Origin of the sequence: Oceanicaulis sp. LC35, from assembly GCF_052055585.1 — a bacterium.
GTDB lineage: Bacteria > Pseudomonadota > Alphaproteobacteria > Caulobacterales > Maricaulaceae > Oceanicaulis.
The window spans coordinates 87392-113249 of sequence record NZ_CP170485.1 but is presented as its reverse complement, the minus strand read 5'-3'; the positions used below and the strand labels follow the sequence as shown (position 1 = coordinate 113249).

Here is a 25858-nt window from a genome sequence, read left to right as displayed (position 1 = left end):
CCATGCGCGTTGAGATTCGTGCGATCGGCCGGATCAAGGCCGGGCCCGAGCGCGAGCTTGTGGACCAGTATATGGACCGCGCCAATGGCGTGGGACGCGGGATCGGGCTCGGCCCGGTCGTCGAGCGCGAGCTTGACCCCCGGACCCTCAAGGACAAATCGGCCGAAACCCAGGCGCTGATTGTGGACATGCCCGCAGGCGCGCTGGTGTTTGCGCTGGACGAAACCGGCAAGCCCATGAGCTCGCTTGAGTTTGCGCGGACGATCGAAACCGCGCGTGATGATGGCGCACGCGATCTGGTCTTTCTCATTGGCGGCGCGGACGGTCATGACCGTCCCGCCTTGCCAGCTGGCGCCCGCATGCTCAGCTTTGGCAAGGCCACCTGGCCGCACAAGCTGGTGCGCGTCATGCTGGCCGAGCAGATCTATCGCGCGGCGTCCGTTCTGGCGGGCGCGCCTTATCACCGGGAAGGCTGATGGCGTCCCTGCTGTCCATACTGGCGCTGAGCCTTGCCCTGCAGGCGCAACCCACGCCGGAGCCGGACGAGGTGGATACCATGGAGCGCGAGGCCGCCGAGCTTCGCGATGAGGCCGAAGCCCGTGCAGCCGAGGCCGAAGCCGCCCGCATCGCCATCGCCCGCCTGCAACAGCGCCTTGTGGAAGCGGCGGGCCGCGTCGAGGTCCGCGAGGCCGAAGTGGAAGCCGCGACCGAACGCCTGCGGGCGCTGGAGCGCGAGGAATCTGATCTGCTGGCGCGATTGCGGGCGGAACGGTCCGATCTGGCGCGCGTGCTGGCGGCGCTGCAACGCATCGAGATGTCCGACCCGCCTGCATTGGCTGTGACGCCGGATGATGCGGCGTCCGCCGCGCGCGCCGCCGGCCTTCTGGCCCAGATCGCGCCGCAGCTGGATGCCCGCGTGGAAGCCGTGCAGGCCCGTCTTGAAGAACTCGCCGCCCTGCGCGAGGAGCTCGCCGCCCAGACCCAGGCGCTGGTGCAGGCCCGCGAGGCTCTGGGCGTGACGCGCGAGGAGGTCACCGCCCTGATCGAGGAGCGTCGCGCCGCCGAGGCCGCCCTGCGCGCCCAGGCCGATGACCTGTCCCAACGCGCCGCCCGTATCGCCCGCGAAGCGGGATCCCTGCGTCAGCTTCTGGCGGATATTCGTCGTTTCGCCGCCGCCGAACCGCGTCTGGCGCCGCGTCCCGAACCGGCGCCCGAGCCGGAACCCGGCGTTCCCGTGCCCCGTCTCAGACCGGAACAGGCCTCCCCTGTGGCCATGGCGGCGCTGGTGGATGCGCGCCCGGTGGAAGGGCCGGTCGAGACCTTGCGGTTCAGCGACACAAGAGGTCATCTCAGCCCGCCCGTGCGCGGTGATCTGACCATCAGCGCCGGTGAACGCGGTCCGGACGGCGTGCGGCGCGAGGGTGTATGGTTTGAAACCGCCCAGCGTGCGCAAGTGACCGCCCCCTTTGATGGCGTCGTGGTTTATGCCGGGCCTTTTCAGGGCTTTGACGGAGTTTTGATGCTCAACACCCCCGATGGGTACACACTGATTTTAGGGGGTTTGGGCCTTATTTACGCCGTAGAGGGACAAACATTATTGGCCGGAGAGCCCGTGGGCTCCATGTCAGACCGTGCAAACCCGCCGCCAATGCTCTATCTGGAGATAAGACGCAGCACTGACGAAGCTGCTGACCCCGAGGATTGGCTTCGGCCCGAATTTCGCAGAGGCTAGAGCCTCGACCGCCGCGCTTTGAGGAAGACCATCATGCGTCTGCACATTATCGCTTCAGCTGTCCTGTTCGGAATTGGCGCCGCCACCCTGGCCGTCTCCGCCGAGGGAGAGGACACCAACAGCCGGGAAGCGACCTTCCGTCAGCTGGAGCTGTTTGGCGATGTGCTCAGCCGGATCGAGGCCGACTATGTGACCGAGCCCGACAAGGCCGAGCTGATCGAAAGCGCGATCGACGGCATGATGCAGGCGCTGGACCCGCATTCGAGCTATCTGTCGCCGGACGATTTCCAGGACATGCAGGTCACCACCAGCGGCGAATATGGCGGCGTGGGCATCGAGGTCACCATCCGTGATGACCTGATTACCATCATCTCCCCCATCGCCGAGACCCCGGGCGAGCGCGCCGGCCTTGAGCCCAATGACCAGATCATCGCGGTCGATGGCGAGAGCATGATCGGCGCCAGCATGGATGACGCCGTCGAGCGCATGCGTGGCCCGGCCGGCGATCCGGTCGTGCTGACCATTCTGCGCGAGGGCGTGGAAGACCCGTTTGACGTCACCGTCGTGCGCGACCTCATCGAGGTGCGCGCCGCGTACTGGCGCATGGAAGAGGGCGACACCCCCTATCTGCGCATCACCACTTTCAACGAGAACACCACGGCCAACGCCGTCGCCGGCATCGAGGACCTGACCGAAGCCTATGGCGGCCCGCTGCCGGGGCTTATTCTCGACCTGCGCTCGAACCCGGGCGGTCTTCTGGACCAGTCGGTGTCGGTGTCCTCGCTGTTTCTGGATGGCGGCGAGGTGGTCTCCACCCGCGGTCGCGATCCGCGCGACACCCGCCGCTATAACGCCGAGCCGGGCGACATTCTGAACGGCGCGCCCATCGTGGTGCTGATCAATTCCGGCTCCGCCTCGGCGTCTGAAATCGTCACCGGCGCCCTGCAGGACCGCGAGCGCGCAACGATTGTGGGCATGACCAGCTTCGGCAAGGGCTCCATGCAGACCGTGGTGCCGCTGCGCGGCGGTCGTGACGGCGCCCTGCGCCTGACCACGGCGCGCTATTACACCCCGGCCGGCCGCACCATCCAGGCTACCGGCATTGCGCCTGACATCGCCATCGCCCCGCGCCGCGTGGCCGAGGAAGAGGTCGAGGGCGTGAACACCTATGCCGAAGCCAGCCTGCGCAATGCGCTGGAGAACGAGAACGGCGCCGAGCGTGAAGAGCTGCAGAACGAGCTGTCTCACACCGAAATGCCGCCCGAGGACTGGGATGCGAGCGAAGACTATCAGCTGCACCGCGCCCTCGAGATCCTCAACACCATGATGGGCCAGGATCAGGCGCGCCTTCAGTAGGCGATACGGCTTTTCGAGCGGGTTCGTTAACGCTTCTTTACCCCGTCTTCACGCAGGGTCAGGGTTCGAATCACCCCTGCCCCGGCGTTGAAGAAGCGGCACGCGCACCATGGCCCGACTGGACTCTGATCGCTTTCCCTTGAAAGCCCCGCTTCTGGCGGGTCTCGGAGTTGCGGCTGCGCTTGTGATCGGCGTCGCCGCCCTGACCTGGCTGGCGGGCGGTCCTGCGCCCACGATCAGCGCCAGCGCCGATATCGCCGGCCAACCCGCCGTGCTGGCTTCCGCCGAAATCACAGGCGACCATGGCGCGCCATTCAGCGATCCCCACACGGATGATGTGAGCCTGCCCGGCGTGCGTGACACCGCCGATGCGCTCAACGCCCATGACACGGGCCATCACAGCCCGCAGCCCGCAACGCCCCAGGCGCCCCCCGCACCGCTACCCGGTCTTTACGAGAACGGTCCCGGCGGTCCGCTGCCCGTTATCAGCGCCAGCGGCGAGCGTCCGGATCAGGCCTATGCCCACGCGTTTCACGGCGTAGAGAACGTCCCCACGGTTTCAGTGATCGTTGGCGGTCTCGGCCTGTCGCAAAGCCTGACCGAGCGCGCCATCGAGGTGCTGCCCGCCGAGGTGACCCTCAGCTTCGCGCCCTATGCCGACAATCTACAGGACTGGATCAATCGCGCGCGCGCTGACGGGCATGAAGTTCTGCTCGAACTGCCCATGGAGCCGTTCGACTATCCCAATAATGATCCCGGTCCGCACACCCTGCTGGTGGACGCCAGCACGCAGGAAAACAATCGCCGCCTCGTCTGGCTGCTGTCACGCGCTGCGGGCTATACCGGCGTCGCCAACTATCTCGGGGCGCGTCTGGGCGCTGCGGAAGGCCCGATGACCGAGATTTTCTCCGAGCTTGAAGCGCGGGGCCTGAGCATCTTCCATGACGGAGCGGGTCGACGCGCAGTTCTGGAACAGGCTGGCCGCCACGCCCATGCCCGCATGACCATTGCAGATCGTGTGGTGGATTCAGACCCAAGCCCGCGCGCCATTGATGGCCGTCTTCTGGAGCTTGAGGCGCTGGCCCTGCAAAACGGCACGGCGCTTGGGTCCGGCTTCGCCTATCCCGCCACCGTAGACACGATCGCGGCCTGGGCGGAAGGTCTGGACGGCCGCGGCTATCAGCTGGCGCCTGCGAGCTTCACCATGCAGATCCGCAGCCCTGTGGGCGCCTCCCACGCCGTCGCCAATGACCACGGCGCCGGCCATGGGAATGATCCCGCTCCGGCCGATGACCATGGCGACAGTCATGGCGATGGCCATGGAGACACCCACTAATCATGTCGGACGCCTTTCCCCAACACCGCCCCAATGTGGGCGTCGTTCTGTTCAATGCTGAAGGCAAGGTCTGGCTGGGCAAGCGCTATGGCGCGGATGAACCCTGGTGCTGGCAATTCCCCCAAGGCGGCATGGATGAGGGCGAGACGCCAGAAGAGGCGGGCCTGCGCGAGCTCCATGAAGAGACGGGCGTCACCCAGGATCTCATAGAGCCGCTCGGGAGCATCGAGGACTGGCTGGCCTATGACTTCCCGCCCGAAGTGCTGGCGCAGCGCTCCCGCAATCGCTGGCGGGGCCAGAAGCAACGCTGGTTCGCCTTTCGCTATCTGGGTACAGACGCCGACTTTGACCTTGAGGCTGTTCCGCCGCAGGAATTCTCCGAATTCCGCTGGGTCTCGCTGGAAACCACGCCCCAGCTCATCATCCCGTGGAAGCGCGACATCTATGAGCGCGTCGCCGAGGCTTTCGCGCCCTACAGCGCCTAGCGCGACGCCGCCAACTCCACCACCCTTACAGACGCCGTGCCGCGGCTGAAGAAGCCGAATGCCAGATTGACGGTGTTGTGGGCGATGTTGCGATCCTCGGCCCGCAGTTTCGCCTCGACCTCACGCACCACGCGCAGATTGTCGTCCTGAGCGCCCATCACGCAGACCGTCTCGCCATCGCGCATGCCCGTCCAGATCGAAAGACCCTCGGCTTGCGGCAAGACCAGCGCCCGATCTGACGCCGTGATATCGCGATCCGCTACGGGGAAGTCGAACGCCTTCAGCGTCGCGCCGATCTCCTGCGCTGCTCCCTCCAGGCCCTGCGGACCGAGAGCAGCATCGCACAGGCTGATCATCTGGTCGGCAAGTGCTTCGGTCTGCGCGTCATCGGACGCCAGCGCAGGCGCGCTCAGAGCGGTCAACGACACAGCTGCGGCACAGATCACGGAAACACGCATCATCCTCAGTCCTTGAATGCAAAAAACCCTGCGCAAGAGTGCGCAGGGTTCCAGCAAGCCTCAAATGAAAAGGCTTCAATCTTTAGTGAGACAGTTCCGCCAGCAGAGCCTGGAACTTCTCGATGCGGGCTTCGGCGTCATGACGTTCTTCGTCATTGCGCGCCTGGCCCAGATCTTCACGGGCTTCGGCGAGGGACTTGGAGACGTCTTCAGCGTTCACGTCGGCGAGGTCGATCGCTTCTTCAGCCAGAATGGTCAGGCCGTTCGCGGTGACTTCCGCAAAGCCGCCACGGATGAAGGTGCGGGTGACGTCCGAACCGGAATGAACCGAGATCGCGCCGGTGCGAATGGTCGACATGAAGGGCGCGTGGTTGGCCAGCACGCCGAAATCGCCCTCGGAACCGGGGACCACGACCATGTCCACCTCGCCCGCGAAGACGCGGCGCTCAGGCGAAACGAGGTCAAAGTGCAGCTTGTCAGCCATGGGCCGATCCTTGCTCAGTTACGCCCGACAAGCGGGCAGGCCTTGCTCAATCAAGCCCGCCGGGCGGGCTGGTCGCCGGCGCGCCCGGGGCGCGCCGGCTGATCAGGCTTACGCAGCGTCAGCAGCCAGTTTCTCGGCTTTTTTCACTGCATCCTCGATGGTGCCGACCATGTAGAAAGCCGGTTCCGGCAGGTGGTCGTAATCGCCATCGCACAGACCTTTGAAGCCTTTGACGGTTTCTTCGATCGGCACCTGGATGCCCGGAGAACCGGTGAAGACTTCGGCCACGTCGAACGGCTGGGACAGGAAGCGCTCGATCTTACGCGCACGCGCCACGACCAGCTTGTCCTCTTCGGACAGTTCGTCCATGCCCAAGATGGCGATGATGTCTTGCAGAGCCTTGTAGCGCTGCAGGATTTCCTGCACGCGACGGGCGGTCTGATAGTGCTCTTCACCCACGATGCGCGGCTCGAGGATCCGGGAGGTGGAGTCCAGCGGGTCCACAGCCGGGTAGATGCCTTTTTCCGCGATCGAGCGGTTCAGAACCGTCGTTGCGTCGAGGTGGGCGAAGGTGGTGGCCGGAGCCGGGTCGGTCAGGTCGTCGGCCGGCACGTAAACGGCCTGCACGGACGTGATCGAACCTTTTTTGGTCGAGGTGATGCGCTCTTGCAGCGCGCCCATGTCGGTGGACAGGGTCGGCTGATAGCCCACGGCGGACGGGATCCGGCCCAGCAGAGCGGACACTTCGGCGCCGGCCTGGGTGAAGCGGAAGATGTTGTCCACGAAGAACAGCACGTCCTTGCCTTCCTCATCGCGGAAATATTCCGCTTGAGCGAGACCGGACAGAGCCACGCGAGCACGGGCGCCCGGCGGTTCGTTCATCTGACCGAACACGAGGGCGCAACGCGAACCTTCAGCAGAACCGCCATTTTCCTTGGGGTCCTTGTTCACGCCGGATTCGATCATTTCGTAGTACAGATCGTTGCCTTCGCGGGTCCGCTCGCCAACGCCGGCGAACACGGAATAGCCGCCAAACAGCTTGGCGATGTTGTTGATCAGTTCCTGGATCAGAACCGTCTTGCCCACGCCAGCGCCGCCGAACAGGCCGATTTTACCGCCTTTGGCGTAGGGGCACAGTAGGTCAACGACCTTGATGCCGGTCGGCAGGATTTCCGCCTCGGTGGATTGTTCTTCGAACGCCGGAGCCGGACGGTGGATCGGAGCCAGCATGGCGGCGTCCACGGCGCCCGCTTCGTCGATCGGCTCACCGGTCACGCTCATGATGCGGCCCAGCGTGCCCGGACCCACCGGAACCATGATCGGAGACCCGGTGTCGGTCACTTCAGAACCGCGCTTCAGACCCTCGGTCGCGTCCATGGCGATCGTACGCACCATGTTCTCGCCCAGGTGCGACGCCACTTCCAGAACCAGTTTCTGGTCGCCGTTCTTGGTCTCCAGAGCGTTGAGGATGTCCGGAAGACCGCCCTCGAACTCCACGTCCACGACGGCGCCGGTCACCTGCGCAATACGGCCTTTGAGCTTGCTCATCGTCTCAGCCTCTTTTCCAAACCTTGCAAGGCGCCGCGCCCGGTCGCCTGTCGTTCAAACTTGTTACGCTTACACCGCCTCGGCACCGGAGATGATCTCGATCAGCTCCTTGGTGATTTTCGCCTGGCGGGAGCGGTTGTATTCCAGATTCAGCTTGTCGATCAGCTCGCCGGCATTGCGGGTCGCTGAGTCCATGGCCGCCATCTTGGCGCCCATTTCACCGGCAGCGTTCTCCAGCAGGGCCGAGAGAATGACCGTATCCACATAACGCGGCAGCAGAACCTCGAGGATGCTCTCCTCATCGGGTTCATAGCTGTAGATCGCGCCTTTGAGGTCGGGACGCTCGACGGTCTCGTCGATGGCGTCACGCGCCGGGATCAGCACCTGAGCGCGGGGCTTCTGGCTGATCACCGAGACGAATTCCGAGCTGATGACTTCACAGACATCAAACTCGCCCGCCTCGAACAGGGTGCGCACCTTGTCGCCGATCATCGCCGCGACCGAGCCGTCGATGGACTTGACGTCCTTGAGCTCGACCGTGTCCACGATCTTGTCCTTGTGCAGGCGCTTGAGGGCTTCATAGCCCTTCTTGCCGACCGTCAGGATCTTGACGGTCTTGCCTGCGCTGACCAGAGCAGCGACGCGCTCGCGCGCCAGGCGCGCGATATTGGTGTTGAAGCCGCCGCACAGGCCGCGGTCTGCGGTGGCGACCACGAGCAGGTGGACATCGTCCTTGCCCGTGCCGACCAGCAGACGCGGCGCGTCCGGGCCTTCCATGGCCGATGACAGATTGGCCATCACCGCCGCCATACGCTCAGCGTACGGGCGTGCGGCTTCAGCAGCCTCCTGCGCCTTGCGCAGCTTGGCCGCGGCGACCATTTGCATCGCCTTGGTGATCTTCTTGGTCGATTCGACCGAGTTGATCCGGTTTTTCAGCTCTTTAAGGCTGGCCATTTGTCGTCCTCAGCCCAACCGCTTGATCCTGTCGGGGCAAGCCCCTCCAGAACGAGGAGGTTGGGCGCGCTTTCGCGCGCCCGTCCTTATGCGAAGTTCGCCGTGAAGGTCTCCAGCGTCGCTTTCAGCGCCGCTTCGGACTCATCAGACAGTTTCTTGGTGTCGCGGATCGCGGCCAGAAGATCGGCTTTCTCGGCGTGCAGGTGACGCAGAAGCTCTTCTTCATAGCGACCGATCGCAGCCACTTCGATCTTGTCCAGATAACCGCGCGTACCGGCGTACATCACGCAGACCTGCTCTTCCATGGAGAGCGGGCTGAACTGCGGCTGCTTGAGCAGCTCGGTCAGGCGCGCGCCACGCGACAGCAGCTTCTGGGTGGCCGCGTCCAGATCGGAACCGAACTGGGCGAAGGCCGCCATTTCGCGATACTGGGCCAGTTCGCCCTTGATCTTGCCAGCGGCGGTCTTGGTCGCCTTGGTCTGAGCCGCAGAACCCACGCGGGACACCGACAGACCCACGTTCACAGCCGGGCGGATGCCCTGGTAGAACAGGTCGGTTTCCAGGAAGATCTGGCCGTCGGTGATCGAGATCACGTTGGTCGGAATGTAGGCCGACACGTCGTTGGCCTGGGTTTCGATGATCGGCAGAGCCGTCAGCGAGCCCGAACCATGGGTCTCGTTCAGTTTTGCAGCGCGTTCCAGCAGGCGGGAGTGCAGGTAGAACACGTCGCCCGGATAGGCTTCACGTCCCGGCGGGCGGCGCAGCAGAAGCGACATCTGGCGGTAAGCCACGGCTTGCTTGGACAGGTCATCATAGATGATCAGGCCGTGCATGCCGTTGTCGCGGAAGTATTCGCCCATGGCGCAGCCGGTGAAGGGCGCCAGGAATTGCATCGGAGCGGGGTCAGACGCGGTCGCGGCCACAACGATGGAGTATTCCATCGCGCCGTTTTCCTCGAGCGTCTTGACGACCTGGGCCACGGTGGAGCGCTTCTGGCCGACCACGACGTAGACGCAGTACAGCTTCTGGCTCTCGTCATCACCCTCGTTCAGTTGTTTCTGGTTGAGGATGGTGTCGATGGCGATGGCGGTCTTGCCGGTCTGGCGGTCACCGATGATCAGCTCACGCTGGCCACGGCCGACAGGGATCATGGAGTCGATCGCCTTGATGCCGGTCGCCATCGGCTCGTGCACGGATTTACGCGGCAGGATGCCCGGCGCTTTCACGTCCACGACGCGACGCTCGGCGGCGTCGATCGGGCCCTTGCCGTCAATCGGCTCGCCCAGCGCGTTCACGACGCGGCCCAGAAGGCCTTTGCCGACCGGGGCGTCCACGATGGAGCCCAGACGCTTGACGGTGTCGCCTTCCTTGATGCCCCGGTCGTCGCCGAAGATCACGCAGCCGACATTGTCGCGCTCGAGGTTCAGGGCCATGCCCTTCACGCCGCCCGGGAACTCCACGAGTTCGCCGGCTTGCACTTCGTCAAGACCGTAAACACGAGCGATGCCGTCGCCCACGCTCAGCACCTGACCAACGTCGGAAACGTCAGCCTCTGCGCCAAAGTTCTTGATCTGCTCTTTCAGGATCGCGGAGATTTCCGCCGCCCGGATATCCATGGCCTACGCCTCTTTCATCGTGTTGCGCAGCCCCTCCAGCTTTGTGCGGAGGGAGGAGTCAAACATGCGCGAACCGACCTTCACGATCAGTCCGCCGAGGATGTCGGGCCGCACTTGCGTACGGATATCCACATCCTGGCCCAATGCGGTTTTCAATGCCGCGGTCAGCTCTTTCAGCTGCGTTGCGGTGAGCTCGTCCGCCGTGGTGACTTCAGCCGAAGTCGCCCCGCGCTTGAGCGCCGCCAGCACCTTGAAGGCGCGCAGCATGTCTTTGATATCGCCCGAGCGGCCGTTATGGGCCGCAACAGCGATGAATTTCTTGGTCAGGTCCTGGGCGCCCAGCTTTTCAGCCAGAGCAGAGAGCACAGCTGATTTCTCAGCCGCGCCGTACAGCGGGCTGGTCAGCGCCTCGCGCAGATCGCCGGAGTCCGCGAGCACCGCGCCCAGCGCGTCCACGTCCTTCTCGACAGCCTCTGCCGCGCCCGCCTCTTCGGCCAGGTCGAACAAGGCGCGCGCATAGCGCTCGCCGGCCTCGCTCATGATCGCATTATCGACGGTGGTCACCGTTCTGCGCCGCTTTCTTCTCGTGATGCGCGTTCAGACCCCACCTGTGCGGCATTGCCCAAACGCTTGAAGGAACTTGGCTTCTTGCAAGACACACTAGGGTTACCGCCGCGTGTGTCTCACAGCCCGGCGCCGAACTAGCACAGGGGTGCGCCCCCGGCAACACCGGGGAGTGCGCGAAATAACCTCCTTCTGCGTCCCGATCCTCTCCCGCGGTCCGGTTTCTTCAGTCAACGCCCTGTTTGGCGGCTCCTGAACCGACTTCGAAAATTAAAGTAAAACTTTATGAACTCGAATTCATGGGACCTGGCTCAAACCCTCCGCTAGCGTCACGCACACTCTGCAACCGGGTGTTTCAAGGACAGACGCCATGCCCGCTTTTCCGCTCAGCGCTCTCGCGCTCACACTGATCGCCAGCCTCGATCAGGCCCCTGCGCCTCAATCGGTGTTCCAGCAGGAGATTCGCATCGAACGGGATGCGCCTGTCAGTACGCTGGCGTTCGACTGGCGGCTGCGGAAGATCTTCATCCCAGCGCACGTGAACGGTCAAAGCGGCGATTTCATTTTCGACACGGGTTCGCCCACCATCCTGTCGCGCGCCCTCGCCGAGACGCTTGAGCTGGACATTATCGGCCAGAATACAGGACGGGACGCCCATGGCGCGGAGCTGGTGATGGACATCGCGGTCGTCGAGACGATCCGGCTCGGTGATGTGGTGTTCCACGATGTGCCGGTGATGGTCTTTGACTTCTCAACCCTGGACCAGGGCGCCTGTTTCATGCGGGGCGGGGTGATCGGCTCGGAGATTCTCACGGGCAGCGCCTGGCGCCTGGACCTGTCTCGCCAAACCCTGACCATCGCCGCTAACGCCGACGCGCTTTCCGCCCTGCCCGAGGGCCCCGAGAGCGCGCTTCATGATTTCGGCTATCCGCACATGCCCATCATCGACTACGCCATTGGCGAGATGAGCGACAAGGCGCTCTTTGACACAGGCTTTGGCGGCGACCTGGCCCTGTTCGAGCGCGCCGCTGACATGCCGACAGTTCAAAGACGGATCGTTCGCGGCAGCGTGCAAACCGGCACAGGTCGCGCGGGGGAATCAGCGGGCGGCTGGTCTGAACCTCAACCGCTGACCCGCGCCCGGCTCGATGCGGTCACGCTGGGCGAGACTGCTCTGCCCCGCCTGTACAGCGATCTGCGCCCCATCCCCCCGACCCTGTTCGGCGCCGGTCTTCTGAACACCCATGTGGTGACGCTTGATTATCCGGGCGGCCGGATCGCGCTGAGCCCGCTGGCCACGCCGCTCGCCGCCAGCCCGCCGCCTGATTTCTCCATCGGCCTTGTCGGCGACCATGCCGAGCTGGTCCGGCTTTATGAGGATACTCCGGCGGCGCGGGCCGGTCTGCAGGTTGGCGATGCGGTCTTGTATGTGGATGGACGCCAGCTGCCGACCCAGCCGCTCGACGCGCGATGCGAGACCGCGCACTGGCTGGCGGATGAGCTGGACGCGCACTCTGTTCGGACCCTGACGATCTGGCGTGATGGCGAAACCCATACGGTCACGATCAGCCCGGAGCGCTAGAGGAAGGAATAGGGCTCGATATCAAGCACCACCCGGACCGCTGAGGGCGGTTTGATGCGGCCCATCCAGGCGCGCATGAACGCCGACACATCCACATTGCGCGGCGCCTGAACCAGAAAGCGCCGCCGCCAGCGCCCGCGCACCACGCCCAAAGGCGCTTCGGCGGGACCAAAGACCTGCACGCCTTCTGACACGGGCGCGGCGCGGGCGATGGCAAGGCAAGCCTCATCGAGCTGCGCCGGATCCGGACCAGACACGATCAGCGCGGCCAGGCGGCCAAAGGGCGGCAGGCCAAGAATCTCTCGCATGCTGCGTTCAGCGGCCAGAAAGGCGTCCCGATCCCCGTTCGCCAGCGCCTGCAGGGCTTCGTGTTCAGGGTTCCAGGTCTGAAGGATCGCCCGGCCCGGCCGATCCGCCCGTCCGGCCCGCCCCGCCGCCTGCACCAGGGTCTGATAGGTGCGCTCACCCGCGCGCAGATCCCCGCCCGCAAGGCCGAGATCGGCGTCCACCACGCCCACCAGCGTCAGATGGGGGAAGTTGTGGCCCTTGGCGGCGATCTGTGTGCCCACCAGAATATCGATCTCGCCGTCTTCCATGCGCTGGACGATGGAGCGCACATCCTCGCCGGTCTGGGCGGTGTCCGACGAGAACACCTCCACCCGCGCGTCCGGAAAACGCTGGCGGGCCTCTTCGGCGACTCGCTCGACGCCCGGCCCCACCCCGATCAGCGAATCAGCCTCGCCGCATTCAGGGCAGTGTTTGGGTTTGGGCATGGAAAAGCCGGTCACATGGCACACGAGCCGCCCGGTATAGCGATGCTCGACCAGCCAGCGGTCGGCTTCAGGGCTTTTCATCTTGTGCCCGCAGGCCTTGCACAGCACCAGCGGCGCAAAGCCGCGCCGGTTGAGATAGAGCATGGCTTGCTCACCGCGCGCCAACGTCTCCGCCACCGCCCTGTGCAAGGGCGGGGACAACCATTCGCCCTTCTCGGGCGGGCTGTCGCGCAAGTCCAGAAGCTCGATATCGGGCAGCACCGCCCCGCCCGCGCGGCTGGGCAGCACCACATGCACATAGCGCCCGGCCTCGGCGTTCACGAGGCTTTCAAGCGATGGCGTGGCGCTGGCGAGAATGCACACTGCGCCCTGAAGCTTGGCGCGCGCCACAGCCAGATCTCGGGCGTTATAGGTGAGGTTTTCATCCTGCTTGTAGGTCGGGTCATGCTCTTCATCGACCACGATGCCGCGCAGATTGGTGAAGGGCAGGAAGATCGAGGAGCGCGCCCCCGCCACGATCTTCGCCCGGCCTGACGCGACCTCGCGCCAGGTGCGGCGGCGATCCTTGTCCGCAAGCCCGGAATGCCACAGCGCGGGCTCCACGCCGAACCGGTCCCTGAAGCGCCTGGTTACGGCCTGCGTCAGCGCGATCTCGGGCAAGAGCACCAGGATCTGCGCTTCGGGCTCGCGCCGCATCAGCTCGGCGATGGCTTCGAAATAGACTTCCGTCTTGCCCGAGCCGGTGACGCCATCCAGCAGCGCCGCCTGAAATCCGCCCGCCGCCACAAGACGCCGCAAGGTCGCGGCGGCCTCGGTCTGCACGGCGTTCAGCTCAACGCCCTCACGATACGGGTCGGGCGTCTCGAACGGCGGATCGACCGGCGCCTCCTCGGCGCGCAGACCGCCGGCATCCGCCAACCCCTTCACGACCGAAGCCGACACGCCCGCCCGCCGCGCCAGTTCGGCGGCGCTGGCCGGACCTTGCTGAGCGGCCTCAAGCACAGCCCGACGCGCCGGGGTGAGCCGCGCAAGGATCTTCCCGGAGGGGTGGTAGAGCGTTTCAGTGGGCGAGGGTTTGAGCGCGCCGGGGCTTCGAAGCACCGCCCGCAGCACCACGCCCGGCGGCTCCACCAGATAGCGCGCCGCCCAGTCCACAAACTCGCGCATGGGCTCGCTCAAAGGCGGGCCACCCCGCACATCATCCAGCGTCTTGAGTTTGCGAGAGCCATCATCCGGCCCCACCGCCCAGACCACGCCCGGCGCGCTGCGCTTGCCCAGCGGCGCGAGCACATGATCGCCCGGCTTCACGCGCACGCCTTCAGGAACCGCATAGTCAAACGGTTCGGGCAAGGGCATCGGAAACAGGACCGAAGCGCGTTGCGGAGTTGAAGCGGGTTCGCTCACGACAAAGGACATCCTGAAGCGGTTTGATTCTGCGTCAGTGTAACAAAGGGCAGGACGAACGACTCAGGGTTAACGCATTCACAAGCCGGGTCTGGCAGGTAGATCAGGTTGGCATGGAGTTCGATCAATGACCGCCCTGGAAACGCTGGACCTTGAATCCCTGCGCGCCGTGTTGCGCGAGCGCCCTGAAGTGATCACCGAGGATCCGGACCTGATGGCGCTGGTGCGCGATGCGGATAGCGGCGGCAGCGTGGTGGACCTCGCCCAACGCCGACAGAAAAAGCTCGAAAAGGACCTGCGCAAGGTCCGCGCCACCAATGATGCGCTGATCGCGCTGGCCAAGGCCAATATGGCCGCCCAGGCGCAGACCCATGCCGCCGTGCTCGCCATTCTGGAAGCCGAAGACCTCGCCGCGCTCGACCACAAGCTCGCCAGCCGCGTCGCCGGGGCGCTGAGCGTGGACGCCGTGCGGGTGTTCCTTGAGGGTCATTCCCCGTTGAAAGACGCCAGCGCCATTCTGGGTTGTTCGCCCGAGCTGACCAATGCGCTGCTGGATGATGACAGTGAGCGCCTTGGCCTTGTGAACGGTCGCTTCGCGGATGCGCTCTATGGCCCGCTCGGCCCCAATCTGCGCTCTGAAGCCATTGCGCGCATGGAAATTGGCGGGCATCCGGGCATGCTATGCTTGGCCAGCCGCGACGCCCGCGCCTTCACCGCCGATCAGGGCGCGGACCTCATTCACTTCCTCGCCCGGGCGCTTGAACGCCGGATCGCGCCATGGCTGCGCAGCTAGCCGAGCCGTCCCTGAGCGCTGAACAGGCGCTGTCGGCTTTCCTGAGCCATCTTGAGGGTGAGCGGCGGCTGAGCCCGCGCACGGTCGAGGCTTATGACCGGGATCTGTCGGGCCTGTTTGAATTCCTGACCGGGCATCTGGGCGGGCGGCTGTCGCTGAAATCGCTCTCAAACCTGTCCAGCGCGGACTGGCGCGCCTGGCTGGCCGATCGCCGCCGCGATGGCGTGGGACCGCGCACCCTGCAGCGGGGCCTGTCGGCCGCGCGCACCTTCTTCAGCTATGGCCGCAGGCGGTGGGGGCTCGACAATCCTGCACTCGGCCTTGTGGAATCGCCCAAGGCCCAACGCCGCCAGCCGCGCCCAGTCAGCGAGAGCGCGGCGAAGTCCTTGCTGAAAGAAGCTCAATCCGGCGCGAAGGAGCCCTGGATCGGCGCACGGGATGCGGCGGTGCTGAGCCTTCTTTATGGCTGCGGTTTGCGGATATCAGAAGCGCTGGCCCTGACAGGGCGCGACCATCCCCTGCCCGACGTGCTGCGTGTGACCGGCAAGGGCGGCAAGACCCGGATCGTGCCGGTTCTGCCCGCCGTGCGTCAGGCTGTGAGCGCCTATGTGGACGCCTGCCCCTATCAGATCGAACGCGATGAGCCCTTGTTCCGCGCCAGCCGTGGCGGGCCGTTACAGGCGCGCGCCATGCAAAGCGCGATGCAAACTCTCAGAAGCCGGCTGGGCCTGCCCTCGACCGCCACGCCGCACGCCTTGCGCCATGCCTTTGCGACCCATCTTCTGGCCCATGGCGGGGATTTGCGGGCGATCCAGGACTTGCTGGGCCATGCCTCGCTCAGCACCACCCAGATCTATGCCGATATCGAGCAGAGCCGGTTGATGGCGATCCACGCCGCCACCCATCCGCGCGCACGCAAGCGCTAGGCGCGTTTGCGTTCATACAGACGGACGGTTTCCCCGCTCTCGTCTGTCTCTTCGCGAATGAAGGTGAAACCGGTCTTTTCCAGCACCCGGATCGAGGCCGTCAGATGCGGCAGGGTGCGCGCGCAGACCTTGCGCACCTCCACATGGCTGAACGCCCAGCCGACCAGGCCTTCCACCGCTTCGGTGGCGAGACCCTGTTCGCGGAAGCTGGGTTGCATGGCGTAGCCGATCTCGACCACGCCGTCCGGATCAGCCGGTCCGTGAAAGCCGCCCACGCCCACGGCGCGATCGAGCCCATCCGGCGTCCAGCCCATCAGGAACACCCAGCCGCGCCAGCCCGCTTCTTCGGGGGCGCGGTTGAGGATTTCGAGTTTTTCAGCAAGTTTGGGTTCGTCATCGGCCACGGGCGGCCAGGCTGATTCGCGTTCGGCCCCGAGCGCCTTGAAGAAGGCGGGCCGGTCCTCGACCTGCAGCCGGGCCAGCTCGGACGTAATGGCGACAAGCCGCAGGCGCGCTCCCTGAACCTCAAGGGGCGTGCGGTCATCTGTCTGCGCTGATGTATTCATCGACAAGCCTCCCGAGACTGTCCGGGCGCGTTATGGCGCACCGCCACACAAATGTCGTCAGACATTTTCGTGACATAGTCCCAAACGCACCCGGATAAAGTCTGGGACGGCTTACATTTGCATGGTCCAGCCCTCGACCCCCATGGCCGCCTGACGGACAGCTTCGGACAGGGTCGGGTGGGCGTGACAGGTGCGGGCGATGTCTTCAGACGCCGCACGGAATTCCATGGCCACCGCCAGCTCGGCGATCAGCTCGCCCGCATTCGGGCCCACGATATGGGCGCCCAGGATTTCGTCGGTCTCGGCGTCCGCGAGGATTTTCACGAAACCGTCCGTGGTGTGGTTGGTGCGCCCGCGCGAGTTCGCCATGAACGGGAAGGCGCCGGACTTGTACTTGCGGCCCTGATCCTTGAGCTGCTCTTCAGTCTGACCGACCGAGGCGATCTCAGGGTAAGTATACACGACGTTCGGGATCACATCGTAATTGACGTGACCGGCCTTGCCCGCGATCAGCTCGGCGACTGCCGTGCCTTCATCCTCGGCCTTGTGCGCCAGCATCGGACCCGAGGTCACATCGCCGACCACCCACACGCCCTCAGCGGACGTCTTGAAGTGGTCATTGGCGATCATGCCGCGCTTGTCGGCCTCAATCCCGACCGTCTCGAGGCCCAAACCATCTGTGTACGGACGGCGGCCGATGCAGACCAGAACGATATCGGCGTCCAGCACCTCTTCATCACCGCCCTTGGCGGCTTCGGTGGTGACTTTCAGCTTGGTCTTGAGCTTTTCAACGCCCGTCACCTTGGTGGAGAGCTTGAACTTGATACCCTGCTTCTCAAACAGACGCTTGGCCTGTTTCGAGACCTCGCCATCCATGCCCGGAAGGGCGCGGTCGAGGAATTCCACAACGGTCACCTCAGCGCCCAGACGACGCCAGACCGAACCCAGCTCCAGACCAATGACGCCCGCGCCGATCACGGTCAGCTTTTTCGGAACTTCCTTGAGCTCCAGAGCGCCCGTGGAAGAGACCACGCGGTCCTCATCGATCTCCACGCCCGGCAGCGGGGTGACTTCGGACCCGGTCGCGATGACGATGTTCTTGGCGGAAAGCTCGGTTTCCTTGCCGTCCGCGTCGGTGACGATCACCTTGCCCTTGCCGGCGATGCGGCCCTTGCCGCGGATATGGTCGACCTTGTTCTTCTTGAACAGGAATTCGATGCCCTTGGTCAGGCCGTCCACGGCCTCGTCCTTCTGGCCCAGCATCTTGTCGAGATTGAGCGACAGCTTGCCGACCTCGATGCCCAGGCTGGAGAAGTTCTTGCGCGCTTCCTCATAAAGCTCGGAGGCGTGCAGCATCGCCTTGGACGGGATGCAGCCCACATTCAGGCAGGTGCCGCCCAGCGTCTTGCGCGTTTCGATACACGCCGTCTTCAGCCCAAGCTGGCCTGCGCGAATGGCGCAGTTATAGCCGCCGGGGCCGCCGCCGATAATCACCACATCATATTGATCTGCCATGGGTACACCGTCATCGGTAAACGCGCGCCGCACCGGCGCGCCAAGGAGGGGTTAGCCGCACCCTATACCCGCCCTTGCCCGCGTCAATGCGGCTAAGGACGCAGAGCGGCCATGCATTTACAGGTCGGTGTAGTTGCGAAGGCTTTCAAGCCCGTTACCGCAGGATCCCCGTCTTCACACCCCGGTCCGCCACCCACCAGAACGCAACGAGGCTCAGGAAGATCACGACCGAGAAAATTACCCCGCCGATCCCGTTCATCAGCTCATAGGCTGAGGTCAGACCGTAAAGGTAGGCGGCGCTTATGATGTATGAGGCGATGGATACCAGAAAGAGTGGCGCGGCGTATTTCGTCCGGATCAGCAAGGCGACGCTGCCCAACACCGCGCTCCAGACCGCGATGGCCCAGACCGCTTCATACCAGAGCGGAAATCCCAGATAGAAGGCCAGCTGCTCTTCGGTGAAAGCGGCCAGATACGCCTCATTGCCCATCTGGGTAAGCGTGTAATCCATGGCCCCGAAGCTGTTCCAGATCAGCGCGACAACGCCCACAATCCAGAACCAGACCGGCGTTTTCGGCCGTTCGCTCGGCGCTTCAATCTCGTCTGTCATCAGACTGCCTCCCCCAAGGTTATAGTCGCATTCTAGCCCCCAAACCCGACCTGCGCCCAGCCCAAAGAAAAACCCCGGCCGTTTCGGGCCGGGGTTGATCGTTTGACGCTTTGAGATCGACTAGATGTCGAGCAGCAGGCGCTGCGGGTTCTCAAGGCTTTCCTTGACGCGGACGAGGAAGGTCACGGCCTCTTTGCCATCCACGATGCGGTGATCGTAGGACAGCGCCAGATACATCATCGGGCGGATCTTCACTTCGCCATTGATGGCGACCGGGCGCTCCTGGATCTTGTGCATCCCCAGAATGCCCGATTGCGGCGCGTTCAGGATCGGCGAAGACAGAAGCGAGCCGTAGACGCCGCCATTGGAGATGGTGAAGCTCGCGCCCTGCATGTCCTCGATGCCGAGCTTGCCGTCACGGGCGCGTTTGCCAAGGTCCATGATGGACTTCTCGACGCCGGCCAGGGACAGATCGTCCGCATCGCGGACAACCGGCACGACGAGGCCGCGATCGGTGCCGACCGCCACGCCCATATCGTAATAGTTCTTGTAGATGATGTCGGTGCCGTCGATCTCGGCGTTGACCGCCGGAACGTCTTTCAGCGCCGCGACGCAGGCTTTCACGAAGAAGCTCATGAAGCCCAGCTTCACGCCGTGCTTGGCGACGAAATCGTCCTGGATTTCCTTGCGAAGGGCCATGATCGCGCTCATGTCCGCTTCGTTATAGGTGGTCAGCATCGCTGCGGTGTTCTGCGCGTCTTTCAGACGGCGGGCGATGGTCTGACGCAGGCGGGTCATCTTCACGCGCTCTTCGCGCGGGCCGGTTTCACGCGGCTTGGAAGACGACGCGGACGCAGACGACGCCGGAGCGGTTCCGCCGGACTGGACGGCTTTCAGCGCATCACCCTTGGTGACGCGGCCATCCTTGCCAGTGCCTTCGACCTTGGAGAGGTCGAGATTGTTTTCTGCCGCGACGCGGTTGGCGGACGGCATGGCTTTCATGTCGCCCGAAGACGAGGACGAGGAGGCCGCCGCTTTCGGCGCGTCATCAGATTTGGGCGCAGCAGCCGCAGACGCGCCCGCGCGGATTTTCGCGATCACCTGATCGGGGGTGACGGTGTCGCCCTCGGCCACAAGCTGTTCTTCCAGAACGCCCGCCGCCGGGGACGGCACTTCCACGGCCACCTTGTCGGTCTCGATCTCGAGGATCGCCTGATCCTGCTCGACCGCTTCGCCGGGCTTGACCAGCCACTGGCCGACCTGGCCTTCAGCAACGCTTTCGCCCATCACCGGGACCTTGGCGTCGATCAGCTCGCCGCCGCCGGAAGACTTGGCTTCGGCTTTCGGCTCGGACTTGGCTTCGGATTTGGCCGGTGCGGACGCGCCGCCGCCTTCACCCATTTGCGCCAGGGTCGCGCCGATTTCCACGGTGTCGCCTTCCTGGGCGACGATCTTGGAGATGACGCCATCTTCCTCGGCGCGCACTTCCACCGACACCTTGTCGGTTTCCAGCTCCACCAGGATGTCGTCTTTCTTCACGGCGTCGCCTTCGGAAACCTGCCATTCGCCGACAGTGGCTTCGGAAACGGATTCGCCGAGGGTGGGGACGGTGATCTCGGTCATATTAGGCTCTTTCCTAGAAAGGTCTTCGTGCGGGCGAAGGCTTACGAGAGGGCTTCGTCAATGAGGGCGGCCTGCTGGGCCTGGTGCTTGGACAGAAGGCCCGTCGCCGTGGAGGCCGAGGCTGCGCGACCGGCATAGCGGGCGCGGGCGCTCCTGGTATCGGATTTCTCGAGACAGAATTCCAGATACGGCTCCACAAAGCTCCAGGCGCCCATATTCTTGGGCTCTTCCTGACACCAGACCACATCGGCGTTCTTGAAGCGCTTGAGCTCGTCAATCACCGATTTGGCCGGGAACGGATAGAACTGCTCCACGCGCAGCAGATAGACGTCGTCGATCTTACGCTCTTCACGGGCTTCGAGCAGATCGTAATAGACCTTACCCGAGCACAGGACGACGCGGCGGATCTTGTCGTCAGAGGTCAGCGGAATTTCGGCGCGGCCGGTGGCCACGTCAGAGCGACCCTCGCGCACCTTCATGTCCGCATCATCCCACAGCACGCGGTGGAAGCTGGAGCCTTCGGAGAACTCCGCCAGCGGGCTGATGCAACGCTTGTGACGCAGCAGGGATTTCGGCGTCATCAGGATCAGCGGCTTGCGGAAGCCGCGATGGATCTGGCGACGCAGGATGTGGAAATAGTTCGCCGGGGTCGAGCAGTTGGCGACCTGCATATTGTCTTCGGCGCATTGCTGCAGATAGCGCTCGAGGCGGGCGGAGGAGTGCTCCGGGCCCTGACCTTCATAGCCGTGCGGCAGCAGCATCACCAGGCCCGACATCCGCAGCCATTTGCGCTCGGACGAGGAAATGAACTGGTCGATGATGACCTGGGCGCCGTTGGTGAAGTCACCGAACTGGGCTTCCCACATCACCAGCGTGTTGGGCGCAGACAACGTGTAGCCGTACTCATAGCCCAGCACCGCTTCCTCAGACAGCATGGAGTCGATGACTTCATAGCGCGCCTGATCACCGCCCAGATGGTTCAGCGGGGTGTAGCGGTCTTCCGTGTTCTGATCGATCACATGCGAATGTCGCTGGGAGAAGGTGCCGCGGCCGCAGTCCTGACCGGACAGGCGCACCGGGAAGCCCTCTTTGAGCAACGAGCCGAACGCCAGATGCTCCGCCGTCGCCCAGTCAATGCCGTTCTCGTCGTCCAGCACGGCCTTGCGGCGGTTTGAGATGACGCGGTTCAGGGTCTTGTGGACGGCGATACCCTCGGGAATCGTCGTCATCTTGTCGGCGATGTCTTTCAGGACGCTCGTTTCGACAGCCGTCTGGCCGCGGCGATCATCCTCTTCGGGCAGGCCCAGACCCTGCCAGACGCCATCAAGCCAGTCAGAGCGGTTCGGGCTGTAGGATTTGGCCTTTTCGAACTCGTCATCGAGGAACTGCGCAAAGCCTTCGACCCAGCCGTCGATCTCTTTCTGGGTGGTGACGCCTTCCTTGATCAGGCGCTGGCCATACTGGTCCAGCGTCGTGGGATGGTCGGCGATCGTCTTGTACATGATCGGCTGGGTGAAGCTCGGATCATCGCCTTCATTGTGGCCGTAACGACGGTAGCAGAACATGTCCACGACCACGTCCTTGCCAAAGCGCTGGCGGTATTCCGCAGCGACTTTCGTGGCGAAGGTCACGGCTTCGGGATCATCCCCATTCACGTGGAAGATCGGCGCCTGCACCATCAGCGCCACGTCGGACGGATAGGGCGATGAGCGGCTGTCCTTGGGATCGGTGGTGAAGCCGATCTGGTTGTTGACCACAAAGTGGATGGCGCCGCCGGTTCGGTGACCGCGCAGGCCGGACAGGCCAAAGCACTCGGCCACAACGCCCTGACCGGCGAAGGCCGCATCACCGTGCAGCAGCAGCGGCAGGACCTTGCCCACATAATCGGACTCATCGCCGTCCTGACGACGGAACTGGGTCTGCTTGGCGCGGGCCTTGCCCAGCACCACCGGGTTCACGGCCTCAAGGTGGGAGGGGTTGGCGGTCAGCGACAGGTGCACGCTGTTACCGTCAAACTCGCGGTCGGACGAGGAGCCAAGGTGGTATTTCACGTCACCCGAGGCGTAATCGATCTGACCGATCGTGTCGCCGCCCTGGAATTCATGGAAAATCACGTGATAGGGCTTGCCCATCACCGCCGCGAGCACGTTCAGACGACCGCGGTGCGGCATGCCCAGGATGATGTCCTTCACCCCCAGCGCGCCGCCGCGCTTGATGATCTGTTCCAGCGCCGGGATCAGGCTCTCGCCGCCATCAATGCCGAAGCGCTTGGTGCCCGGATAGCGCTTGTGCAGGAAGTTCTCGAACGCCTGGGTCTCGATGATCTTCTTGAGGATGGCGATCTTGCCTTCCTTGGAGAAGGCGATTTCCTTGTCCGGACCCTCGATGCGCTCTTGCAGCCAGGCTTTCTCTTCGGGGTTGGAGATGTGCTGGAATTCCACGCCGAAGGTGGAGCAATAGGTGCGCTTGAGGATGTCGAGCATCTGGCGAACAGTCGCCGTCTCAAGACCCAGATAGCCGTTGATGAAAATCTCGCGATCCAGATCCTCGGCCCCGAAGCCGTAGCTTGACGGGGCAAGCTCGGGCTGCTCGCCGAAGCTGGTGAGCTTGAGCGGATCAAGATCGGCCGCCAGGTGCCCGCGCATGCGGTAGGCGCGGATCAGCATGATCGCGGCGATGGAATCCTTGACCGCCTTGTGCACGTCTTCCGCCGAGGCGGCCTTTCCCTTGTGCTGGGCAACTGCATCGGGCAGCGCCATGGTCGCGCTTTCGATATCACCAAGCGCGCGCACCAGCTCGCCATTCGCCGGACGCGGCCAGTCCTTGCGTTTCCACGAGGGGCCCTTGGCGGATTGGCTGGCCTCGGCAGGGGCGTCCCCCACCTCTTCAAAGAAGGCGCGCCAGCTTGCGGGAACCGAGGCCGGATCCGCAGCGTAGTTCGCCGCCATTTGCTCAAGATAGACGGCGTTGCCGCCAAACAGGAACGAAGTGTCCAGGAAAGTCTGATTTTGGGGGGAGCGTTCGTCAGCCATGGCGCCATTCAATCGGCATCTAAGGGGAACACGCACCCTCTCGGACGCGCGCATATGGTTTGACCCGACATTTATGCCTGTTAGTTAAGAAATAGAAGACCGAAGCGCCGCAAATCGGTAAAAGCGCGCCGATTTTACTGCAATCCGGACTTCTACGGGGTTCAGACGTCCCCATACACCCGTCAATCGGGTGCATGGATGCGACTTTCGGCTAGGGGCCAAGAAAAACCCCCGCCCGGATCACCAGGCGGGGGTCTGTCTTTTCAAGCGACCGAAGTCCTAGCCCTTGAGGACCTCGACCAGGGTGTCGCCCAGACGCGCCGGGCTGTCGGAGACGACGATGCCCGCCGCCTTCATGGCCTCGATCTTGTCTTCAGCACCGCCCTTGCCGCCGGACACGATGGCGCCGGCATGGCCCATGGTGCGGCCCGGAGGCGCGGTGCGGCCCGCGATGAAGCCGACCATCGGCTTCTTGCGGCCTTTCTTGGCTTCGTCCTTGAGGAACTGGGCCGCGTCTTCTTCAGCAGAGCCGCCGATCTCGCCGATCATGATGATCGACTTGGTTTCGTCGTCCGCCAGGAACATCTCCAGCACGTCGATGAACTCGGTGCCCTTGACCGGGTCGCCGCCGATGCCGACAGCCGTGGTCTGGCCCAGGCCCGCATTGGAGGTCTGGAACACCGCTTCATAGGTCAGGGTGCCAGAGCGCGACACGACGCCGACAGAGCCCTTCTTGAAGATGGAGCCCGGCATGATGCCGATCTTGCATTCTTCAGGCGTCAGAACGCCGGGGCAGTTCGGGCCCAGAAGGCGCGAGTTGGACTTCTCGAGGCGGGCTTTCACCTTGACCATGTCCATCACCGGAATGCCTTCGGTGATGCAGGTGATCAGCTCGATGCCCGCATCAATGGCTTCGATGATGGCCGCGCCAGCGCCGGCCGGCGGCACATAGATCACGGACGCGGTGGCGCCGGTGGCTTCCTTGGCGTCGCCCACAGTGGCGTAGATCGGCAGGGTCGCGGAGCCGTCCAGACCCGAGGTCCAGCTTTCGCCGCCCTTTTTGGGGTGCACGCCGGCGACCATCTTGGTGCCGTAATAGTTCAGCGCCTGTTCGGTGTGGAAGGTGCCGGTCTTGCCGGTCAAGCCCTGAACGATGACTTTGGTGTCTTTGTTGACGAGAACTGACATGGCTTAGGCCTTCTTCACAGCAGCGGTGATTTTCTTCGCGGCGTCATCGAGATCGTCAGCGGAGGTGATGTCGAGACCACTTTCGTTGAGGATCTTCTTGCCCAGGTCCACATTGGTGCCTTCAAGGCGCACCACCAGCGGAACCTTCAGGCCGACTTCCTTCACTGCCGCAACCACGCCTTCGGCGATGACGTCGCAGCGCATGATGCCGCCGAAGATGTTCACGAGGATGCCTTTGACGTTCGGATCGGCCGTGATGATCTTGAACGCTGCGGTCACTTTCTCTTTCGAAGCGCCGCCGCCCACATCGAGGAAGTTGGCCGGTTCGGCGCCGTACAGCTTGATGATGTCCATGGTCGCCATGGCCAGGCCCGCACCGTTCACCATGCAACCAATGTCACCGTCGAGCGCGATATAGGCGAGGTCGTATTTGGACGCCTCGATCTCTTTCTCGTCTTCTTCGGTGAGGTCGCGCAGCTCGCGGATGTCGTCGTGGCGGAACAGGGCGTTGCCGTCAAAGGACACCTTGGCGTCCAGAACGCGCAGACGACCGTTTTCCATCACGATCAGCGGGTTGATCTCCAGAAGGCTCATATCCTTCTCGGTGAACGCCTTGTACAGGATCGGCGCCAGCGACAGCATGTCGTCGCGCGCCTGACCTTCAAGCTCCAGCGCTGCAGCGATCTTGGACGCATCGTCCCCGGTCACGCCCGTGGTCGGGTCGATGTTCACGGTCAGGATCTTCTCAGGGGTCTCTTCGGCCACCTGTTCGATATCCATGCCGCCTTCGGTGGAGACCACGAAGGCCACCTGGCCGGTTTCGCGGTTCACCAGCAGGGAGAGATACAGCTCGGATTCGATATCCGCGCCGTCTTCGATGTACAGGCGGTTGACCTGTTTGCCATCAGGGCCGGTCTGGTGGGTGACCAGCGTGTTGCCGAGCATTTCCTTGGCGTTTTTCGCAACGTCTTCCTTGGTGAAAGCGAGGCGCACGCCGCCCTTGGCGTCAGCGGGCAGTTCCTTGAACTTGCCCTTGCCGCGGCCGCCGGCATGGATCTGGGACTTCACAACCCAGAGCGGGCCGGGAAGCTGGTCAGCGGCTTTGGAAGCCTCTTCGACGGAAAACACGGCGATGCCTTCGGCGACCGGAGCGCCGTAGGATTTCAACAGGGCTTTCGCCTGGTGCTCGTGAATGTTCATGGAGCAATATCTCTCGCACAGAGCTGAGGGGGATGCGGGCGAGAAACACCCGCACCTAGGCGGACAGGCGGCGTTATAGCACCCGAGCGGTCAGGCGCAACGCGGCATTCCCC

22 protein-coding genes are annotated in these 25858 nt (G+C 64.0%); 8 read left to right on the top strand and 14 right to left on the bottom strand.

What is annotated here, in order from left to right; genetic code table 11:
- Nucleotides 1-2: 2 nt before the first annotated feature.
- From rlmH to ACFELO_RS00560, 5 genes are all read left to right on the top strand, one after another.
- Nucleotides 3-476, top strand: coding sequence for a 23S rRNA (pseudouridine(1915)-N(3))-methyltransferase RlmH (rlmH, locus tag ACFELO_RS00580; protein ID WP_440958636.1), 474 nt, complete (start codon nucleotides 3-5; stop codon nucleotides 474-476).
- Entirely contained in the window at nucleotides 476-1732 is a 1257-nt protein-coding gene (locus ACFELO_RS00575) for a murein hydrolase activator EnvC family protein (protein WP_440958635.1), read from the top strand. Before rlmH ends, ACFELO_RS00575 begins: the two co-directional genes overlap by 1 nt.
- Before the next feature lie 33 nt (nucleotides 1733-1765).
- Nucleotides 1766-3088, top strand: a complete 1323-nt coding sequence (locus ACFELO_RS00570; protein WP_440958634.1) for a S41 family peptidase — start codon at nucleotides 1766-1768, stop codon at nucleotides 3086-3088.
- 109 nt (nucleotides 3089-3197) lie between these two features.
- Nucleotides 3198-4424 (top strand): divergent polysaccharide deacetylase family protein, encoded by a 1227-nt coding sequence (locus ACFELO_RS00565; RefSeq protein ID WP_440958633.1) that lies wholly within the window; start codon nucleotides 3198-3200, stop codon nucleotides 4422-4424.
- A gap of 2 nt (nucleotides 4425-4426) precedes the next feature.
- Nucleotides 4427-4909 (top strand): RNA pyrophosphohydrolase, encoded by a 483-nt coding sequence (locus tag ACFELO_RS00560; RefSeq protein WP_440958632.1) that lies wholly within the window; start codon nucleotides 4427-4429, stop codon nucleotides 4907-4909.
- On the opposite strand, the gene ACFELO_RS00555 is transcribed toward ACFELO_RS00560, so the two are convergent.
- The 6 genes from ACFELO_RS00555 to ACFELO_RS00530 all read right to left on the bottom strand — a co-directional run bounded on the left by ACFELO_RS00555 (nucleotide 4906) and on the right by ACFELO_RS00530 (nucleotide 10533).
- The gene (locus tag ACFELO_RS00555; protein WP_440958631.1) at nucleotides 4906-5370 is read right to left on the bottom strand and encodes a hypothetical protein; all 465 of its coding nucleotides are present in this window, start codon (nucleotides 5368-5370) and stop codon (nucleotides 4906-4908) included. The genes ACFELO_RS00560 and ACFELO_RS00555 overlap by 4 nt on opposite strands.
- A 79-nt stretch (nucleotides 5371-5449) precedes the next feature.
- On the bottom strand, nucleotides 5450-5851 hold the full coding sequence (locus tag ACFELO_RS00550; RefSeq protein ID WP_440958630.1) for a F0F1 ATP synthase subunit epsilon: 402 nt from the start codon (nucleotides 5849-5851) through the stop codon (nucleotides 5450-5452).
- A gap of 108 nt (nucleotides 5852-5959) precedes the next feature.
- Entirely contained in the window at nucleotides 5960-7399 is a 1440-nt protein-coding gene (gene atpD / locus ACFELO_RS00545) for a F0F1 ATP synthase subunit beta (protein ID WP_440958629.1), read from the bottom strand.
- Nucleotides 7400-7468: 69 nt separating this feature from the next.
- Nucleotides 7469-8353, bottom strand: coding sequence for a F0F1 ATP synthase subunit gamma (locus ACFELO_RS00540; RefSeq protein ID WP_440958628.1), 885 nt, complete (start codon nucleotides 8351-8353; stop codon nucleotides 7469-7471).
- A gap of 86 nt (nucleotides 8354-8439) precedes the next feature.
- A complete protein-coding gene (gene atpA / locus ACFELO_RS00535; RefSeq protein ID WP_440958627.1) occupies nucleotides 8440-9969 on the bottom strand; it encodes a F0F1 ATP synthase subunit alpha in 1530 nt (509 codons plus the stop codon).
- A gap of 3 nt (nucleotides 9970-9972) precedes the next feature.
- Nucleotides 9973-10533, bottom strand: coding sequence for a F0F1 ATP synthase subunit delta (locus tag ACFELO_RS00530; protein WP_440958626.1), 561 nt, complete (start codon nucleotides 10531-10533; stop codon nucleotides 9973-9975).
- A gap of 370 nt (nucleotides 10534-10903) precedes the next feature.
- Here ACFELO_RS00530 and ACFELO_RS00525 point away from each other — a divergent pair, with 370 nt between their 5' ends.
- A complete protein-coding gene (locus ACFELO_RS00525) occupies nucleotides 10904-12115 on the top strand; it encodes an aspartyl protease family protein (RefSeq protein WP_440958625.1) in 1212 nt (403 codons plus the stop codon).
- Here ACFELO_RS00525 and ACFELO_RS00520 read toward each other — a convergent pair.
- Nucleotides 12112-14304 carry a primosomal protein N' gene (locus ACFELO_RS00520; RefSeq protein ID WP_440958624.1) on the bottom strand — a complete coding sequence of 731 codons (2193 nt, stop codon included), beginning with the start codon at nucleotides 14302-14304 and terminating at the stop codon, nucleotides 12112-12114. The genes ACFELO_RS00525 and ACFELO_RS00520 overlap by 4 nt on opposite strands.
- 115 nt (nucleotides 14305-14419) lie before the next feature.
- Here ACFELO_RS00520 and ACFELO_RS00515 point away from each other — a divergent pair, with 115 nt between their 5' ends.
- Nucleotides 14420-15085, top strand: a complete 666-nt coding sequence (locus tag ACFELO_RS00515) for a DUF484 family protein (protein WP_440958623.1) — start codon at nucleotides 14420-14422, stop codon at nucleotides 15083-15085.
- Nucleotides 15070-16011: a tyrosine recombinase XerC gene (locus tag ACFELO_RS00510; RefSeq protein WP_440958622.1), complete on the top strand. Its 942-nt coding sequence runs from the start codon at nucleotides 15070-15072 to the stop codon at nucleotides 16009-16011. Before ACFELO_RS00515 ends, ACFELO_RS00510 begins: the two co-directional genes overlap by 16 nt.
- On the opposite strand, the gene ACFELO_RS00505 is transcribed toward ACFELO_RS00510, so the two are convergent.
- From ACFELO_RS00505 to sucC, 7 genes are all read right to left on the bottom strand, one after another.
- Nucleotides 16008-16577: a GNAT family N-acetyltransferase gene (locus ACFELO_RS00505; RefSeq protein ID WP_440958621.1), complete on the bottom strand. Its 570-nt coding sequence runs from the start codon at nucleotides 16575-16577 to the stop codon at nucleotides 16008-16010. The two genes, ACFELO_RS00510 and ACFELO_RS00505, sit on opposite strands and share 4 nt — an antisense overlap.
- A gap of 111 nt (nucleotides 16578-16688) precedes the next feature.
- A complete protein-coding gene (lpdA, locus tag ACFELO_RS00500; protein WP_440958620.1) occupies nucleotides 16689-18092 on the bottom strand; it encodes a dihydrolipoyl dehydrogenase in 1404 nt (467 codons plus the stop codon).
- A gap of 154 nt (nucleotides 18093-18246) precedes the next feature.
- Nucleotides 18247-18702: a hypothetical protein gene (locus ACFELO_RS00495; protein WP_440958619.1), complete on the bottom strand. Its 456-nt coding sequence runs from the start codon at nucleotides 18700-18702 to the stop codon at nucleotides 18247-18249.
- A gap of 120 nt (nucleotides 18703-18822) precedes the next feature.
- The gene (gene odhB, locus ACFELO_RS00490; RefSeq protein ID WP_440958618.1) at nucleotides 18823-20325 is read right to left on the bottom strand and encodes a 2-oxoglutarate dehydrogenase complex dihydrolipoyllysine-residue succinyltransferase; all 1503 of its coding nucleotides are present in this window, start codon (nucleotides 20323-20325) and stop codon (nucleotides 18823-18825) included.
- A gap of 41 nt (nucleotides 20326-20366) precedes the next feature.
- Entirely contained in the window at nucleotides 20367-23357 is a 2991-nt protein-coding gene (locus ACFELO_RS00485) for a 2-oxoglutarate dehydrogenase E1 component (RefSeq protein WP_440958617.1), read from the bottom strand.
- A gap of 279 nt (nucleotides 23358-23636) precedes the next feature.
- Nucleotides 23637-24545 (bottom strand): succinate--CoA ligase subunit alpha, encoded by a 909-nt coding sequence (gene sucD, locus ACFELO_RS00480; protein WP_009802210.1) that lies wholly within the window; start codon nucleotides 24543-24545, stop codon nucleotides 23637-23639.
- A 3-nt stretch (nucleotides 24546-24548) separates the two neighbouring features.
- A complete protein-coding gene (gene sucC / locus ACFELO_RS00475) occupies nucleotides 24549-25745 on the bottom strand; it encodes an ADP-forming succinate--CoA ligase subunit beta (protein WP_440958616.1) in 1197 nt (398 codons plus the stop codon).
- Nucleotides 25746-25858: the final 113 nt, after the last annotated feature.

Bases quoted from the DNA above. Each gene is read 5' to 3' on its own strand.
- ACFELO_RS00520 (WP_440958624.1), bottom strand. From the start codon at position 14,304: ATGTCCTTTGTCGTGAGCGAACCCGCTTCAACTCCGCAACGCGCTTCG.
- sucC (WP_440958616.1), bottom strand. From the start codon at position 25,745: ATGAACATTCACGAGCACCAGGCGAAAGCCCTGTTGAAATCCTACGGC.
- ACFELO_RS00525 (WP_440958625.1), top strand. From the start codon at position 10,904: ATGCCCGCTTTTCCGCTCAGCGCTCTCGCGCTCACACTGATCGCCAGC.
- ACFELO_RS00570 (WP_440958634.1), top strand. From the start codon at position 1,766: ATGCGTCTGCACATTATCGCTTCAGCTGTCCTGTTCGGAATTGGCGCC.
- ACFELO_RS00575 (WP_440958635.1), top strand. From the start codon at position 476: ATGGCGTCCCTGCTGTCCATACTGGCGCTGAGCCTTGCCCTGCAGGCG.
- lpdA (WP_440958620.1), bottom strand. From the start codon at position 18,092: ATGGCAGATCAATATGATGTGGTGATTATCGGCGGCGGCCCCGGCGGC.
- ACFELO_RS00555 (WP_440958631.1), bottom strand. From the start codon at position 5,370: ATGATGCGTGTTTCCGTGATCTGTGCCGCAGCTGTGTCGTTGACCGCT.
- ACFELO_RS00560 (WP_440958632.1), top strand. From the start codon at position 4,427: ATGTCGGACGCCTTTCCCCAACACCGCCCCAATGTGGGCGTCGTTCTG.
- atpD (WP_440958629.1), bottom strand. From the start codon at position 7,399: ATGAGCAAGCTCAAAGGCCGTATTGCGCAGGTGACCGGCGCCGTCGTG.
- ACFELO_RS00565 (WP_440958633.1), top strand. From the start codon at position 3,198: ATGGCCCGACTGGACTCTGATCGCTTTCCCTTGAAAGCCCCGCTTCTG.
- sucD (WP_009802210.1), bottom strand. From the start codon at position 24,545: ATGTCAGTTCTCGTCAACAAAGACACCAAAGTCATCGTTCAGGGCTTG.
- ACFELO_RS00550 (WP_440958630.1), bottom strand. From the start codon at position 5,851: ATGGCTGACAAGCTGCACTTTGACCTCGTTTCGCCTGAGCGCCGCGTC.
- ACFELO_RS00540 (WP_440958628.1), bottom strand. From the start codon at position 8,353: ATGGCCAGCCTTAAAGAGCTGAAAAACCGGATCAACTCGGTCGAATCG.
- odhB (WP_440958618.1), bottom strand. From the start codon at position 20,325: ATGACCGAGATCACCGTCCCCACCCTCGGCGAATCCGTTTCCGAAGCC.
- rlmH (WP_440958636.1), top strand. From the start codon at position 3: ATGCGCGTTGAGATTCGTGCGATCGGCCGGATCAAGGCCGGGCCCGAG.
- ACFELO_RS00485 (WP_440958617.1), bottom strand. From the start codon at position 23,357: ATGGCTGACGAACGCTCCCCCCAAAATCAGACTTTCCTGGACACTTCG.
- ACFELO_RS00515 (WP_440958623.1), top strand. From the start codon at position 14,420: ATGACCGCCCTGGAAACGCTGGACCTTGAATCCCTGCGCGCCGTGTTG.
- ACFELO_RS00505 (WP_440958621.1), bottom strand. From the start codon at position 16,577: ATGAATACATCAGCGCAGACAGATGACCGCACGCCCCTTGAGGTTCAG.
- ACFELO_RS00495 (WP_440958619.1), bottom strand. From the start codon at position 18,702: ATGACAGACGAGATTGAAGCGCCGAGCGAACGGCCGAAAACGCCGGTC.
- ACFELO_RS00510 (WP_440958622.1), top strand. From the start codon at position 15,070: ATGGCTGCGCAGCTAGCCGAGCCGTCCCTGAGCGCTGAACAGGCGCTG.
- atpA (WP_440958627.1), bottom strand. From the start codon at position 9,969: ATGGATATCCGGGCGGCGGAAATCTCCGCGATCCTGAAAGAGCAGATC.